Below are 15,246 nucleotides of genomic sequence, written 5' to 3'. Positions count from 1 at the left end.
ATTTTCCGGGAGTACTCTATTACTTTGCATACGTTGCTTCCCACTCTTTATCAAAGGAGTTTGCAATATCATCAAGGGACGTCTTCACATCAGCACCTAATAGAATGTCGTAAAACGCTTCTGAGAATTTCTGTGTAAAGATTGGATAGTTTGGTGTGGCCGGACGTGCATGACCTTCTTCAAATAAAGTTTCCTTTATGATTTTATTTGGTCCATCATCATAAATATCGAGTAAATCATACGCAGAATACCGCACTGGCGGGTAAGCCGGTCCGTCTACGGTAAAGCTTGCACAGGCCTCAGGACTGGATAAGTAATGAATAAATTCCATGGCTGCATCTACATTCTGGCAGTTTGGCGTAACACCTACTGTCCAGCCGCCTGATGTACTTCCCGCATAAGCCTCTTTCTGCGGAATATACGTGACCCCCCAATTAAAATCAGCCTGTTCAAGCGTCGGTATAATCCATGCTCCCGCCAGCTTGGTCGCACATTTGCCTTCCTGAAACTCCGTCGCTGTAGGATCCACATTGATCAGCCCCTCATCTGCAAACTTCTGGAGATAGATACCCGTCTGGATGGCCTTCTCTGAATTTATGTACCCCTCAGCTTTGCTGCCATCGTCAGAAAGCAGCTGTGCCCCATTTGCAACTAAAAATGGCTGGAAAGCCACAATAATCCATTCACCGCTCTTCTCCTGAATAAAATTCCCACCATAGATACCATCTTTAGTCAACTTTTTGCAGACATCATAATACTCGTCCCATGTCCAGGCGTCCTCAATTTTTTCAGGAGCTGAAATACCGGCTGCATCCAGCATATCCTTGTTATAATAAATATTAATAATTCCCTCTCCCATGCCTACTGCATAGAAATGGCCGTCATACGTTCCCTGAGCGATTGTCGATGGAAGAAAATCTTTCATTTCCTCTTCCGTAAAATAATCTTCTATCGGAATAAACATATTGGAGTATGCGTAGCTCGCCACATTGGGTCCATCTGCCATCAGAATATCCGGAAGGCTGTTCGTTGCAGCGGCAGCACTGACTTTATCCTCATAGGCAAAGGACTCTCCCCGTGTATTGGCTGTTTCAAGTATCTTTATCTTACCTGCATACTCTTCATTAAATTTCTGAACCATCATTGCATACCAGTTGGCCTCTGATTCCTGGCTGATTGGATACCAGAAGGACAGCTCTACCTCTGTGCCGCCTGCTAAAACTTCCGATTCCTTAGCCGCATTGGTATTTCCTTCTGTTTTTTCTGTCTCTGCAACAGCCTGTTCCGTCTTTGTAGTCTCCCCCTGTTTCGTACCACAGCCTCCGAGAAGGGTCGTTATCATTGCCACTGCCAACAAACTGCTCACCATTCTTTTTTTCATAGATTATCTTCTCCTTTTAGTCATATGTTTTAAATGTATACGTTTACATTTTTTATCAAAAAAATAATTTGTCCCTCCTTTCATCGCCCATTTTAATAATCGACAAAATGTAAACGTATACAACTTTTCTAAAAAAAATAGACTTTTTAATATTTTTTTGTTTTTTTCTTTACTAAAAAGCCAATTAATAGTATAATTTATATTCAGATAATATCATTTCGGACATCTTTTGTCAATATATTTTGTGCACATTGTCTCAAAACTATTTATGTGCATGTTTTACTTATGATAATTTAACTAAGGTGGTGTAAATTTGGTAACCAGTAGAGATGTTGCAAAATTGGCCGGCGTTTCCGTAGCGACGGTATCCAGAGTATATTCTGACAGCAATGCCGTGACAGATATCACTGCAAGAAAAGTTCTTGATGCCGCAAGACAGTTGGGATATATCCCCAATACAGTTGCCCGCAGCTTAAAATCTAACCGTTCCCGTACCGTTGGTCTCGTCATTACCAACATTTTTAATCCTGTTTTCTACCAGGTTGCTGCCGTAATCACGACAGAGTTGGAAAAATTCAACTATAAGGTCATTCTGTCATTTAACAGTACTTATGAACGCAGCCTTTTAAAAAATCTGCAAACGCTTCTTGCCGCACGTGTAGAGGCCATTGCCTTCACCCCGCTGTTTGAAGATTCCGATGTACTTGAATTACTGAATTCTTCAAATGTCTATTCCCTTCAGGTTCTCGGGAATGCCTATCAGCAATTCGACTCTATCATGTGTAATGATTACGCCGCTACAAGCAAACTGACACAATATCTGATCGACAGAGGCCATCGGAATATTATGCTTATCTGCCCTACAGAAGACAGAAAAGAGGGTTTACTGCATACTCTGGCAGTTAATAGAATTGATTCGTATGAAGGTAATTATATATCGCCTCTTCCATTGGAAAACTCCGCTTCCATCATTGAAGATGCCATCACAAAATACAGGCCCACCGCAATCATTGCCGTTACTCAGGATGTTCTTACGGCCCTTATGATTGTCTTAAAGAAACTGCATTATAATATTCCTGATGATATAAGTGTTATCGCCTACGATGAAAATCCGCTGTCACAATATGAAAACATCACAACCATTGGACATAACATTCAGTACATTGGCACCGAAATAAGCCGTTTCCTATTGGATCATCTGCTCGAAAAGAATGCTCCTGGAGGCGCCCCCCGACACATATTTCTGGACACCACTTTTATTGAACGTTCTTCGGTCAAGGAACTCACCAGGGGAAACAAAGAAATATAGATGATACTTCTACTTACACCTCTTGACTCCAAGATATATTTATGCAAAAATAAAATTACACTTTGGTTCTGCATAAGAGTCCATATAGTGGATATACTACAATCAGGAGGTACGATAAACTATGTATTATGAGAGAACGATTGAACCCACAATAAAAAATATCAGTCAGACCTTCCCTGTTTTGATTGTAACCGGCCCACGCCAGGTGGGTAAAACTACTCTTTTAAGCCGTATGGCAGAAAAGGAGCGAAAAATTATATCTCTGGATAACCCAACCATTCGGGCATTTGCCAAAAGAGACCCCGAAATGTTTTTGCAGCGATATCAGCCGCCTGTACTGATTGACGAGGTACAGTATGCTACGGAACTGTTTGACTACATTAAGATTTATGCAGATCGTCACAAGCGACCGGGTGATTTTTGGCTTACCGGCTCTCAGACCTTTCATATGATGAAAAGAGTCACGGAATCCCTTGCCGGGCGGGCAGGAATAGTCAGGATGGCAGGGCTCTCCAACAGCGAGATTTCAGGAAATCATTTTCCTCCGTTCCGGGTGGATATTCCAGCGCTGATAAAACGAATGGATGATATGGAACCGATGATGATCTATGATGTATATTCCAGGATTTTCAAAGGATCTATGCCACGGTTATACGAAAATGAGGCTGTTAATCTGGAGCAGTATTACGAATCTTATCTGGAAACCTATATCAGCAGGGATATTAAGGATTTGACACAGGTAGCCGATGAATCTGCCTTTTTAAACTTTATGTCTGTAATTGCTGCAAGAACTGCCACCAATGTAAACTATGAAACCATTGCCGGAGAAGTTGGCGTATCGGCGCCGACCGCAAAGCAGTGGCTTTCTATATTGGTATCTTCCGGCTTAGTAGCTCTGATACAGCCATACTCTAACAATGCTTTAAAGCGGGTTATTAAAGCACCGAGAATGTACTTTCTGGACACTGGTTTATGTGCCCATCTAACAAAGTGGAGCAGTCCCGAAACCTTAGAACGCGGCGCAATGGCTGGACAGTTCTTTGAAACATGGGTTGTTTCAGAGATTTATAAAAGCTACATCAACGCCGGAAAACAGCCTCCCCTTTACTTTTATCTGGACAGCAACAAAAAAGAAATTGACCTGCTGATCTATCAGGATGGGATTCTCACACCTGTAGAAATAAAAAAAGGGTCTGCCCCAAAGGATGCCGTTAAGAATTTCTCCGTCCTGTCTCCAATTGAAAAGGAACCCAGCGAAGAGAATGTTTTTTCTGGTGCTTCCCACTTGAAAACGACGATTGGAACTGGTGCTGTCATATGCATGCCCGCAGACATGATACCGATTGATGACAAAAACTGGTATATTCCAGCATGGCTGATTTAATTCATCTTATAGTAGCGGTTGGAAGCAGTAAATGGTATAAGCCGTTCCTGCTCTCCGCTGCTTTTTATAGCGCCTCATGGTACATGTGCTGCCTAATCCACCGACATCCGATACTCCTTCGGCGACATCCCCATCACCTTCTTAAACACCTTAGAGAAATACTTCTCATCCCGGAACCCCACTTTATATGCAATCTCATACGTCTTAAAGTAATTCTGCTCCAGATAGCAGCATGCCCTTTCGATGCGCACCCGATTGAGGTAGTCGATAAAACCGCACTGGAGGCTTTTCTGGAACAGCGTGGAGAGATAGCCTCCGGTTATTCCCAGGATCTCCGCGGTGTCGCTGAGTGTGATATTTTCCATGTAGTGCTCGGCAATGTACTCTTTAGCCCGCTTTACCAGCTGGTTGGTTCCGTTCTCTTCTTCCATGACACATGGCTCTTCCAGCCCCATGCTGTCATCCACCAGCCGGTTTAAGCACTTTAAAATATCCGCGGCCCGCGCCGGTTTTAATAAGTATTCCTTTGCCCCGAAACGCAGCGCCTGCTGCGCGTATTTAAACTCATCGTATCCGCTTAAGATTACTACGATGGGATGCAGGCCCGCCCGCTCCGCCTCCTTCATCACATCGAGGCCATTTTTCAGCGGCATCTGGACATCCAGAAGCAGAATATCCGGCTGATACTTTAAGAGCAGGTCGACCGCCTCCTGGCCATTTTCAGCCTCATATATCTTGTCAAACCGGTCCGTATGGAGCCGGATATATTTCGCCACACCACGGCGGATTACCTCTTCGTCATCTGCGACTAACAGTTTTACCGACACTTCCGTTCCTCCTCGTTATGAACACCCTCAAAAGGAATACATAGAATTACTGTGGTACCCTTTCCCACATCACTCTGAATCTCCAGTTTAAAATCACCATGATATCTGAGTTCGAGACGCTCTTTAATATTTTTAATGGCATACCGCCCGATTCTCTGACGGGCATACTGAGCCGGCTCCTCCTCCCAGATATCGTCGATCTGGTCCTGGCGCATGCCGATTCCCGTATCCTTTATCTCAAACCGGATCTTTCCCTTATCCAGACGTCCGGTTACCGTCAGATAGCAGGGTATACTGACATTTTCAAACCCGTGAACAATGGCATTTTCCACAAATGGCTGCAGGATCAGCTTGGGGATATATACCGCCTTCACCTCGTCTGCCACATTGATTTCATAGTGAAGACGCCGGGAAAAACGCATCTTCTGTATCTGTAAGTACCTGGAGACCAGTTCAATCTCCTGGGCTACCGTGACTTCCTTCTTCCCCTGGCTTAAAACGAGACGGAACAGCTGTGACAGGGCCAGAATGCTTTCCGCAATTTCGTCGTTATCCGCTTCCGTGGCCTGCCAGTATAAGGAATCCAGCGTATTATACAGGAAATGCGGGTTAATCTGAGCCTGAAGTGCGGCCAGCTCGCTCTCTTTTTCCTGAAGAGTGATAACGTAATTTTCGTCAATCAGTGACTTGATATCTTCCACCATTTTGTTAAAGCATTCCGCAACCTCTCCGACTTCATCCCTCGTTTCCACCTCCACCCGCTGGTCAAAATCTCCGGTTGAAAATTTGACGATGGCCTCGCTGACCCGTTTTAACGGCCTGGTCACGATATTGGAAATGATGAGGAGCAGGGGAAGGAGCCCCAGCAAAACTCCGATCATCAGGGTAATCGGCATATAGGCGATATCCGTCAGCTGCATCTGCCTGCTGTACCGGGGCACCACCTTGACAACGATGCTGGAATTCTTCTCTTTCTGGCTGCACACCACTTGATAGTCTCCAAATGTGAAATTGTGTTTGCGTTTCCGGTAGTCCTCTTTTATAAAATCGTCTGATTTTAAGTATTCGGCCACCTGTTTTGGAATGCTGCCGCTTCTCGAGAGCTCACCGCCGAATTTATCCAGAATCAGCACACCTTCCCTGTCGCTGTGAAGTATCCCCTCCCCCAGCTCCTGAAAGACCTCCTGGCTGACACCAATGACAATATACCCCAGCGTCTTCTTCTGAGTCAGATCAAAGATTCCTCTATATAAGACTACCTTATCAGAACGGTTGGTATTATAAGTTTCTTTATCGTATTTACTCACACTCCGCCATAAGATCCCGTTGTCGCTGTCCAGCGTATCCCGGTAGACCGCCGTCTTCTTAACGGTCTCCAGATCCGGCACGTAGGCGCTGGCATCCATGCACCGGAGATAAGGGCGCACCCCATTTTCCGGGTAAATGCCGATGGTCTTGATATGGCCTTTCAGTGCTACCATGTCCTGCACAATCTGCATGGGCGCCTCCTCCAGCCAGAGTTTTGCATTCTTGTTCAGCTCCTCCGCATTTTTCGCGGTCAGCAGGGCATGCACCTCGTCGTTAATGCAGAAATAGGTGGAGAAATCCTTAATATCGGACTGGAGGACGTAAATACTTTCCGCCAGCGCATTGACACTGCTCCTGTCATTTTCCAGTCTGCTCTCCAGGTCTTTATTATAGTTATAAAAAAGAAGCACGGCGCATATGAGAATCAACACCGGCGTGATAATCAAATACCCATAAAAAATCAGTTTCATTTTTACACTTAATTGATTTACCCACTGTTTTATCTTCTTCATAGCCGTACTTCCTTATAATCATTCTGATCCGGGTGTTCCACCGGTTAAACCAGCCGCCTTTTTTTGAGCGCGCCTAGCCTTTGACCGCTCCCATAGCCACACCTTTCGTAATATGTTTATTCAGCAGAATATATACAATTACTGCCGGCGCTGCTGTCAGAGCCATAACCGCAAACTGCACGGCGTAATTGGAAGAATACTGGCCGGTAAACTCCAGTACCGAGAACGGAAGCGTCTTCCATTTCGGCGAACTCAAGTAGGTGCTGGCCATCATAAATTCATTCCAGTTGTTCAGAAACGTCATGATCGACACCGTGGCAATGGACGATTTCATCATGGGCGTAATAATCCGGAAAACGATCCGGTAGATCCCACATCCGTCCATAACCGCCGCCTCCTCCAGCTCTACCGGAATGGATTCCATGAAGCTGGACATCAAAAACAGTCCCTGAGGAAGCGAAAATGCCACGTACGGTATCAGCAGCGCCCAGATGGTATCGGTCAGTCCCAGCTGATTGAATATCTTATAATTAGGAAGCAGCGTCGCATGAATGGGAATCATCATCCCCATAAGCAGAAGCGTCTTCACAAGGCCCCTTAATTTCCAGTTCATTCTGCGGCATGCGAAGCCTGCCATAATCGATACGAGAAGCACCAGGATGACCGCCAGTCCGTTTATCAGGATACTATTTTTTAAGTATAGCAGAAAATGACCATCTATAAAAGCTTTAACATAATTCCCCCACTGGATCTTCTTCGGGATTACGAGAAGTCCGCTGGTAAACATCTCATTGCTGCTTGCCAGGGAAAAATCTGCCAGCCAGATTAAGGGGAAGATCTGAACGACCGCCACAAGAATCAGCACCACCCAAAGAAGCGTTTTTTTCCAGGAAAACGTTCTTTTATCCGTTTGATTCATGATTTCGCCCTCCTTCTGTTCAATCCGTTTTTCCTTCCCGCATCTTCATCGCGGTCTGCGAAAACGGTGTTCAGTAAAATGGTAACTACCAGGCAGATGATGATGAAAATAACGCCGATGGCATTGCCGTAGCCATACTTGAACGCTTTAAACGCCTGCTGATATAAGTAATTCGCCGCAAACTGCGTGCTGTTGCCGGGTCCGCCGTTGGTAAGCAGGTATACGGTCTCCATCTGTTTTAATGCGGATATGACCGCCATGGTCACATTTACCTGAATCACCGGCTTCATCAGCGGAAGGGTGATCCGCATAAATGTGGTTTTCTGGTTGGCCCCGTCAATGGCCGCTGCCTCATACAGGGTGGGATCTATATTTTTGATTCCCGTGTAGTAAATTAACATTCCCCATCCGAATCCATGCCAGATCAGCACGATCAGTACCGACCAGATAGCCCTGCCCTGGCTGAGCCAGTTGATTCCGCCGTCTCCGCCGAACAGCTTGATGATATTGTTTAACAGGCCGAAATCGGGATTATAGATAAATTTCCACAGGTATGCGATAACCGCTACGGAGATAACATTGGGCACAAAGTACACGCAGCGGAAAAAACCTTCTCCCCGTCCTCCCAGCTTATCCAGCACTGCCGCCACGATCAGCGCCAGCGGATGCTGAATGCAGATAAAGCCAATGGCTAAAAGGAGCGAATTCTTAAGGGAGGTCCAGAAAACCTGATCCTTCATCAGTCTGTGATAATTCTCCAGTCCGATATAATTGCAGGAACCTATTCCGGAGTAGTCTGTAAATCCGTAATAGACACTGAGGCAAATGGGAGCCAGAATCGCAAACACGAACAACAGCAGGCCCGGAAGGACAAGGCTTAGGATGACCAGTTTGTTGCTGTATAATTTTTTCATAAACTTCCCCTTTCTGAAAGTTACAGCCGCCGGTTTGTTCTCCGGCGGCCGTAATCAGCTTACACTTTTTCTCTGTTCGTTATTTGCATGCTTCGCCGATTTTAGAAAGGAACTCATCCACGGTGATTGTGCCGTTGGAAACGCTCTGGATTTCACTTTCAATGCTGGTCTTGAATGCGGAAGGGCCGCAGTCATTGACCGGTGTCCCGGATACCCTGGAGGCCCCGTTTACTGCTTCTACGAACTGCATCTGAAGCTTCGTCTCTTTCCCGCTCATGTAGCTGGTCTGATCCTGCGCCGACATGCCTACACCATTCTCCCAGCCATACTTGGATAACTTATCCGGCTGATACATATAGTTTAAGAACTTGATCGCCTCTTCTTTTACCTCTGATTTCGCAGACACCGCATAACCGCCGCCGTTCCACGCCGCAATATCTGTAGCGGCACCTTTTCCGCCGGCAATCGTTGGCATGGTGAAGACTCTGATATTGGTTCTGACCTCTTCCGGGATGTCTTCGTTCATGGCCATGGAAGCCTCCCAGCTTCCCATGTAGAACATGGCTGCCTGGCCGTTGGTAAATAAGTTCATGGCCGTTCCGTAATCCTGGGAATCGTAACCATTCTGGAACAGGCCGGCGTCCGCTGTCTCTTTTAAAATCTCTGTCGCCTGTTTGAATGCCGGGTCCGTGAAGTCCCCTGTGCTCACAGCGTTGCTGACAATGCCCGTATAGTCGCCGGTCAGTTTAAAGAGGATATCAGACAGATAGATTGCCATCGGCCAGCCGTCTCCGCCGTCCATGGCCAGCGGTGTAATCCCCGCGCCGCTGATTTTCTGAGCCAGGTCTAATAATTCATCATACGCAGCGGGTACTTCCCAGCCGTTGTCCTTAAACATTTTCTCATTATAATAGAAGCCGGCCACGTCTGTGTTTCTGGGAAGGCCATACAGCTTGCCATCTTTCTTAAAGCCTTCCAGGGAACCGGAGATAAAGCCATAATCCGCATAGTCTGCCTCATTTAGCTCAGCAAGCACTCCCGCATCCAGCACCTCGTCCAGGAAGGACGGCTGTCCCCAGATACTGACGACGTCCGGCATGCCTTCCATGGAGTATGCCTTGAACTTCGTCTTATACGCTTCCTCGTCCAGAGCTTCCACTTCAATTTTCACATTCGTATTTTCCTTCATGTAGTCATCGATAATCATCTGTTCCACCAGGCCCTGACCATTTTTTCTGTCCGGCAGGTTGGAAAATACTTTTAATGTAATGGCGCCGCTGTCATTTTTTGCGGTTGTCTCCGCTTTGGAACCACAGCCTGTTAAAGACGATGCCAGCATGGCCGCCGCCAGTACCACCGATACTAATTTATGCTTCATGATTGAAACCTCCCTGTTTTGTCTTATATTCAACTCTCTGCGCGCGCTTTTCATTTGATAGTTAAATTCTACCATCGGTTATATGGAAAAAACAGAGACTAAATTTCTAAAAGGGTGTAATATTTTCATATTCAAAAGCCGATAGCGGCGGGAGAAGGCATTTCAGCAATGAAAAGCGATGATACAGGGTCTGCCTGCCTCATCGCTTTTCCATTGTCAGATCAAAGCTCTCACCAATCATTCTTTTTATATCCGGATCCGGGACCGTACCATCCAGTAAAATCGTATTCCAGTACTTCTTATTAAGATGGTACCCGGGCAGAACGCCCGGAAATGCATTTCTCCAGAATTCAGTCCATTCGGGATCACATTTTACATTCACACAGGTCTTTTCCTCACGCGTATAGATCCATGCAAATACCTTTTTATTCTTCCTGTGCCGGATCACAGCCCATTCCGTATCGTGAAACGGATAGTCCTCGTAAACGTCCGGATAAGTCAGACAGTACTTAATTAAATCTTTCTTCGTCTTAAACGCCATAGCAGATACCCGTCTTTCCTTGATTCCAAAACTGTGCCGGAACAGTTTCGGGGGATTTACCGGCGCTGCGTGTTGTAGGTGCAGATGAGCCGGGCGTATTAATTATACTGTATTTCCAGCGGTTCTACAACGCATTTTCCATTATGCATAATAGAAAATATTATAGATATTTATAAAGATAATCATCACCATAAGAATCATAAACAGCTTATCGACCATCCGGTCGTTCATCCTTTTATTAAACCAGCGCCCGGTAATACCGCCCAGGACGCCGCAGACCACCATACCGGCCAGTATCCCCCATTCCACCGGCGGCACCGTTCCTGTAAAAACAGATACGACGAGGCTTGTTACCTGTGAGAACAGGATTATATATAAAGAATTCTGTGCAGCCACTTTCGTGGTCATGGAAAAAAAGTAAAACAGAATTACCAGATTGATGGGTCCGCCCCCAATTCCGAGAAAAGACGATAAAACACCTAAAAACAGGCCGATTGCAAGACAGGCCGGAACACTTTTTAAATAATGTGTCTTAATACGGCTCTTTTTCAGCGTATAAATTAAGGTTCCCAATGTCAGAGTCATCAGACAGGCTGCCTGCACCGCACCCACAGTATTCTGATTTTCAAACATCTGCCTGACTCCCTGAAACATATATTTCCCCACAACGCCCCCAACAGCAGCACCTGCTGCCAGAGGCGTTCCTGTCGACATGTCCACGGACAATGTACCGGCTATCTTATTACGTCCCACGGAATACACGCTCATGGCAAGGACCGTGCAGCCCGAAAGGAAGCTGATTGCCGATACATCAAGCACTCCGAAGGCATCCAGCACGGGTTTTATAATCACACCGCCGCCAATACCGCAGATGGCTCCCACAATGGAAGCGAGAAAGCTGACAGTCAGAAATACCACGTACACAGGCATCACTTCTGCACTTCCTTTACTCTGCAGCATGTCACAAAGTGTCCCGGAGTAACCTCCTCCATATTCTGGGGCTGTCTGCACGCCTCCGCAGCATATCTGCACCTGGTTGCAAATCGGCACCCCGGCTTCGGATTAATCGGGGAGGACAGCTCCCCCTTCAGAATCTCGGGTTTATTTGGATTGTGAATATCTACAGAGGGAATTGCTGAAAGCAGCGCTTTCGTATAGGGATGCAGCGGACTCTTAAACAGTTCTTTTGACGGGCAGAGCTCCACTACCTGCCCGAGGTACATCACACAGATATCATCGGATATATGTTTTACTACCGACAGATTGTGGGTGACAAACATATAGGTCAGCCCTTTCTGCTGCTGAAGCTTTTTCAGCAGATTTAAAACCTGGGCCTGAATGGAGACATCCAGCGCGGAAACAGGCTCATCGCACACGACAAAATCAGGATTTAAGGCGAGTGCACGGGCAATTCCCACGCGCTGTCTCCGCCCGCCGTCCAGCTCATGAGGATACGACATTCTAAGCCGGTTGTCGATTCCAACCAGTTCCATCAGTTCCGCAGTTACATCATCTATCTCATTTTTTTTGTATCTTTTTGAAACGACCAACGGTTCACGGATCGTGGCATCCACCGTCTTTCGAGGATCAAGCGAAGAATATGGGTCCTGAAAAATTATCTGCATCTTCTCACGGGCTCTGGTCAGTTCTTTACCTTTTAGGTCAGAGATATCTTTTCCAGACAAAAAGATCTGTCCCGCTGTACGCTCCTGTAAATGAATAATCGTTCTTCCCAATGTAGATTTCCCGCATCCGGATTCCCCTACGACTCCCAGCGTTTTTCCTCTGTGTATGGTAAGTGACACATCGTCTACCGCATGCAGGATACCGTTAGCAGTCGGAAAATATTTCTTTAAATTTTTCACTTCAATAACCGGTTCCATCCTATGCCTCCCCTATCAAAACCGTATCCGCATGACAGCAGCGGCACTCATGTCCATCCGAGGTTGTCTGCATCCCCGTCTCCCCGTGTCTGCACTCCTCCGTGGCGTATTTACAGCGGGGATGGAACGAGCAGCCCTCCGGTAAATTTGCCGGATCCGGCGGAAGGCCATCGATGGGATGCAGCCACTCTTCATCCTCATTCATATTCGGAATGGCACCAAACAGGCCGATGGTATACGGGTGAGACGGATGGTCAAAAATCTGCTCCCTGCTGCCGTACTCTATGATATTTCCTCCATAGACTACAGCGACCTCATCGCAGTGAGTGGCTACCACACCCATATCATGTGTAATCAGTATCATGGATGTATGAATCTGCTCCTTTAACTGGCCAATCAGTTTAAGTACCTGGGCCTGAATCGTCACATCCAGTGCCGTCGTCGGCTCATCAGCAAGCAGAAGCTCGGGATTACAGGCCAGGGCGATCGCAATCACCACCCTCTGCTTCATCCCTCCGGAGAACTGATGGGGATAATCCGGGTAACGTTCCCTGGGGATTCCTACCATCTCAAGCATATCCTCTGCCCGTTTCTTAAAGCTTTCTTTGGTTCCGCTGTTGTGTAAGGACACGACCTCCGCGATCTGATCCCCCACCCTCTGAACCGGATTTAACGCGGTCATTGGGTCCTGAAAAATCATCGATATCTTTTTACCGCGGATACTTCTCATCTTTTCTTCTGATAATCCGATGAGATTTTCACCTTCCAGCCACACTTCACCTCCGGCAATCCGGGCGCCTACATCCGGCAGAATCCGCAGGATTGATTTTGCTATAGAGGTTTTACCTGCCCCCGTTTCTCCTACCAGCCCCAGTGTTCTGCCCTTTTCCAATTGAAACGAAACACCATTTACGGCATGAACCGTCTGTTCTTTCGTAAAATATTCCACAACAAGATCTTTTACTTCCAGAAATGGCTTTCTTTGACTCATTACTTCCGACATACGCTCTGTTCCTCCATTTTCTTAACGTTTCAGCTTGGGATCCAGTGCATCGCGAAGGCCATCTCCCATTAAGTTAAGGGAAAGAATTGTAATCGCAATCGCAAGTCCCGGAAAGATTACCATATGCGGGCTGGACCTGATAAACTGTCTGGAGCTGGAAAGCATGGCCCCCCATTCCGGAGCCGGAGGCTGTACTCCAAGACCGATAAAGCTTAAGCCGGCTGCCATAATAATCATATTTGCCACACCCATGGTGGCCTGGACAATCAGCGGTGAAAATGAGTTAGGAATCAAATGTTTTACAATGATTCGGAATCTGCTGCAATTAATAGACCTGGCCGCTTCTATGTACTCGCTGTCTCTGACCCGCAGCATCTGAGCCCGCAGCATCCTGGCCTGTCCCGGAATTCCATTTACAGACAGCGCCAGAATCGTATTTAAATAGCCGGAGCCAAGTACCGCAGAAATCACGATAGTGAGCAGCATACCCGGCAGTGACTGAATCACATCGAGTACTCTCATAATAATATTATCCGCCTGGCCGCCAAAATAACCGGCGATGGATCCGATGATAACCCCCAGCGTCGCAGAGATTCCGATGCTGAAGATTCCCATGGTTATGGAATAGCGGCCGCCATACAGAAGTCGGCTGAAAATATCTCTTCCCAGATCATCGGTTCCGCATAAATGGGCCAGCGATGGTCCCTGAGAAACGACTGTCATGTCCATGTCCGCGTATCCATATGGGGCGATCAGTGGGGCGAAAAGGACAAGCACCAGCTCCGCCACAAACACAATGGCTCCGAACATGGCCAGCTTATTGTAGCTTAACTGCTTTAAAATCCGCATAAATTCAGAGTTCTTTCTGACCCTGACCTTTGTCTGAACAGCTGCTGCTTCAGTCATCTGCCTTCACCTTCCTTTTCTTTTTCCCATACTGTGCCTTAATTCTCGGATCTACCGCTGCATAGATTAAATCTACTCCCAGCATACAGATACTGAATACAATTGCCAAAAAGATAGCCGCGACCTGTACAACCGGATAATCCCGGGAATTAACCCCCGTGACGATATAAGACCCCATTCCCGGAATAGAGAAGATTGTTTCAATTACCATGGCGCCGCCCAGCATTTTTCCAAAATGGGTACCGATAATTGTGATAATCGGTATCATGGCATTTTTTAACGCATGGCCTGTAATCACACGAAACTCCGGCACGCCCTTCGACCTCGCTGTCGTGATGTAGTCTGCTCGAATCACATCCAGCATACTGGAACGGGTCTGACGGGCAAGGGTGGCTATTCCGCCCATGCATCCTGCCAGTGCAGGAAGAATATAGTATTTAACTCCGCCTATTCCCATAGCGGGCAGCCACCCCAGCTTTACGGAAAACAGGATAATAAGCAGAAGTGCCAGCCAGAAATCCGGAATCGAGACGCCAAGCAGTGCAAATCCCATGCAGAAGTTGTCCTTCCATTTTCCCTGATTAATAGCGGCCATAATTCCGAGAGGAATTCCGATCAGAATCGAGAGCCCCAGGGTTGCTATGGTCAGCATCATGGTTCTCGGAAGCCGCTCTGCGATGGCTGCGCTGATACTCGTCTGCGTAATCCACGATTTTCCAAGATCAAAATGAATAAACGTATCACTTAAAAATGTTCCCAGCCTCACAAGATAGGAATGATTTAACCCAAGCTCATCACGCATGGCCGCCAGATCTGCTTCTGTTGCCGAGGAGCCAAGTATAATTGCGGCCGGATCCCCCGGGCAGAAGGACATCAGTGTAAATACAATGACTGCCACGCCAAGAACAATTGGAATCATCCAGAGTAATCTTTTTAATATGTACCTTGCCATTATGAACCCCTTTCTTCCATCATAAAATG

General features: G+C 46.7%; 14 protein-coding genes. 2 read left to right on the top strand and 12 right to left on the bottom strand.

The genetic code is table 11. From position 1 onward, the window contains the following. Positions 1 to 19: 19 nt before the first annotated feature. Complete coding sequence (locus DFR60_RS10040; protein WP_110322776.1) at positions 20 to 1,381, bottom strand: ABC transporter substrate-binding protein; 1,362 nt, start codon at positions 1,379 to 1,381, stop codon at positions 20 to 22. A 313-nt stretch (positions 1,382 to 1,694) separates the two neighbouring features. Here DFR60_RS10040 and DFR60_RS10035 point away from each other — a divergent pair, with 313 nt between their 5' ends. Together DFR60_RS10035 and DFR60_RS10030 are read left to right on the top strand one after the other, a co-directional pair. Further along, entirely contained in the window at positions 1,695 to 2,690 is a 996-nt protein-coding gene (locus DFR60_RS10035; protein WP_110322775.1) for a LacI family DNA-binding transcriptional regulator, read from the top strand. 121 nt (positions 2,691 to 2,811) lie between these two features. Further along, positions 2,812 to 4,074: an ATP-binding protein gene (locus tag DFR60_RS10030; protein WP_110322774.1), complete on the top strand. Its 1,263-nt coding sequence runs from the start codon at positions 2,812 to 2,814 to the stop codon at positions 4,072 to 4,074. Between the two features lie 92 nt (positions 4,075 to 4,166). On the opposite strand, the gene DFR60_RS10025 is transcribed toward DFR60_RS10030, so the two are convergent. The 11 genes from DFR60_RS10025 to DFR60_RS09975 all read right to left on the bottom strand — a co-directional run bounded on the left by DFR60_RS10025 (position 4,167) and on the right by DFR60_RS09975 (position 15,217). Continuing rightward, a complete protein-coding gene (locus DFR60_RS10025; RefSeq protein ID WP_110322773.1) occupies positions 4,167 to 4,901 on the bottom strand; it encodes a response regulator transcription factor in 735 nt (244 codons plus the stop codon). After that, a complete protein-coding gene (locus DFR60_RS10020) occupies positions 4,892 to 6,721 on the bottom strand; it encodes a sensor histidine kinase (protein WP_110322772.1) in 1,830 nt (609 codons plus the stop codon). The genes DFR60_RS10025 and DFR60_RS10020 overlap by 10 nt, the downstream gene beginning before the upstream one ends. Before the next feature lie 73 nt (positions 6,722 to 6,794). Then, complete coding sequence (locus DFR60_RS10015) at positions 6,795 to 7,640, bottom strand: carbohydrate ABC transporter permease (protein WP_110322771.1); 846 nt, start codon at positions 7,638 to 7,640, stop codon at positions 6,795 to 6,797. Continuing rightward, positions 7,637 to 8,554 (bottom strand): carbohydrate ABC transporter permease, encoded by a 918-nt coding sequence (locus DFR60_RS10010; protein WP_110322770.1) that lies wholly within the window; start codon positions 8,552 to 8,554, stop codon positions 7,637 to 7,639. Before DFR60_RS10010 ends, DFR60_RS10015 begins: the two co-directional genes overlap by 4 nt. A gap of 79 nt (positions 8,555 to 8,633) precedes the next feature. Then, positions 8,634 to 9,932, bottom strand: coding sequence for an ABC transporter substrate-binding protein (locus DFR60_RS10005; RefSeq protein WP_110322769.1), 1,299 nt, complete (start codon positions 9,930 to 9,932; stop codon positions 8,634 to 8,636). Positions 9,933 to 10,131: 199 nt separating this feature from the next. Then, positions 10,132 to 10,473, bottom strand: a complete 342-nt coding sequence (locus DFR60_RS10000; RefSeq protein WP_002605293.1) for an MmcQ/YjbR family DNA-binding protein — start codon at positions 10,471 to 10,473, stop codon at positions 10,132 to 10,134. 141 nt (positions 10,474 to 10,614) lie between these two features. After that, positions 10,615 to 11,433, bottom strand: coding sequence for a sulfite exporter TauE/SafE family protein (locus DFR60_RS09995; RefSeq protein ID WP_243005031.1), 819 nt, complete (start codon positions 11,431 to 11,433; stop codon positions 10,615 to 10,617). Beyond that, positions 11,403 to 12,356 (bottom strand): ABC transporter ATP-binding protein, encoded by a 954-nt coding sequence (locus DFR60_RS09990; protein ID WP_110322768.1) that lies wholly within the window; start codon positions 12,354 to 12,356, stop codon positions 11,403 to 11,405. The genes DFR60_RS09995 and DFR60_RS09990 overlap by 31 nt, the downstream gene beginning before the upstream one ends. A 1-nt stretch (position 12,357) precedes the next feature. Then, positions 12,358 to 13,359 carry an ABC transporter ATP-binding protein gene (locus DFR60_RS09985; protein ID WP_341457937.1) on the bottom strand — a complete coding sequence of 334 codons (1,002 nt, stop codon included), beginning with the start codon at positions 13,357 to 13,359 and terminating at the stop codon, positions 12,358 to 12,360. A gap of 21 nt (positions 13,360 to 13,380) precedes the next feature. Beyond that, positions 13,381 to 14,265: an ABC transporter permease gene (locus tag DFR60_RS09980; protein WP_110322767.1), complete on the bottom strand. Its 885-nt coding sequence runs from the start codon at positions 14,263 to 14,265 to the stop codon at positions 13,381 to 13,383. Then, a complete protein-coding gene (locus DFR60_RS09975) occupies positions 14,258 to 15,217 on the bottom strand; it encodes an ABC transporter permease (RefSeq protein ID WP_110322766.1) in 960 nt (319 codons plus the stop codon). Before DFR60_RS09975 ends, DFR60_RS09980 begins: the two co-directional genes overlap by 8 nt. Between the last annotated feature and the right edge of the window lie 29 nt (positions 15,218 to 15,246).

It is taken from the genome of Hungatella effluvii, from assembly GCF_003201875.1.
GTDB lineage: Bacteria > Bacillota > Clostridia > Lachnospirales > Lachnospiraceae > Hungatella > Hungatella effluvii.
The sequence above is the reverse complement of the archived record's forward strand: the minus strand, read 5'-3'. Positions and strand labels throughout refer to the sequence as shown.

Bases quoted from the DNA above. Each gene is read 5' to 3' on its own strand.
- DFR60_RS10040 (WP_110322776.1), bottom strand. From the start codon at position 1,381: ATGAAAAAAAGAATGGTGAGCAGTTTGTTGGCAGTGGCAATGATAACG.
- DFR60_RS10030 (WP_110322774.1), top strand. From the start codon at position 2,812: ATGTATTATGAGAGAACGATTGAACCCACAATAAAAAATATCAGTCAG.
- DFR60_RS10020 (WP_110322772.1), bottom strand. From the start codon at position 6,721: ATGAAGAAGATAAAACAGTGGGTAAATCAATTAAGTGTAAAAATGAAA.
- DFR60_RS10015 (WP_110322771.1), bottom strand. From the start codon at position 7,640: ATGAATCAAACGGATAAAAGAACGTTTTCCTGGAAAAAAACGCTTCTT.
- DFR60_RS10010 (WP_110322770.1), bottom strand. From the start codon at position 8,554: ATGAAAAAATTATACAGCAACAAACTGGTCATCCTAAGCCTTGTCCTT.
- DFR60_RS10005 (WP_110322769.1), bottom strand. From the start codon at position 9,932: ATGAAGCATAAATTAGTATCGGTGGTACTGGCGGCGGCCATGCTGGCA.
- DFR60_RS10000 (WP_002605293.1), bottom strand. From the start codon at position 10,473: ATGGCGTTTAAGACGAAGAAAGATTTAATTAAGTACTGTCTGACTTAT.
- DFR60_RS09995 (WP_243005031.1), bottom strand. From the start codon at position 11,433: ATGCTGCAGAGTAAAGGAAGTGCAGAAGTGATGCCTGTGTACGTGGTA.
- DFR60_RS09990 (WP_110322768.1), bottom strand. From the start codon at position 12,356: ATGGAACCGGTTATTGAAGTGAAAAATTTAAAGAAATATTTTCCGACT.
- DFR60_RS09985 (WP_341457937.1), bottom strand. From the start codon at position 13,359: ATGTCGGAAGTAATGAGTCAAAGAAAGCCATTTCTGGAAGTAAAAGAT.
- DFR60_RS09980 (WP_110322767.1), bottom strand. From the start codon at position 14,265: ATGACTGAAGCAGCAGCTGTTCAGACAAAGGTCAGGGTCAGAAAGAAC.
- DFR60_RS09975 (WP_110322766.1), bottom strand. From the start codon at position 15,217: ATGGCAAGGTACATATTAAAAAGATTACTCTGGATGATTCCAATTGTT.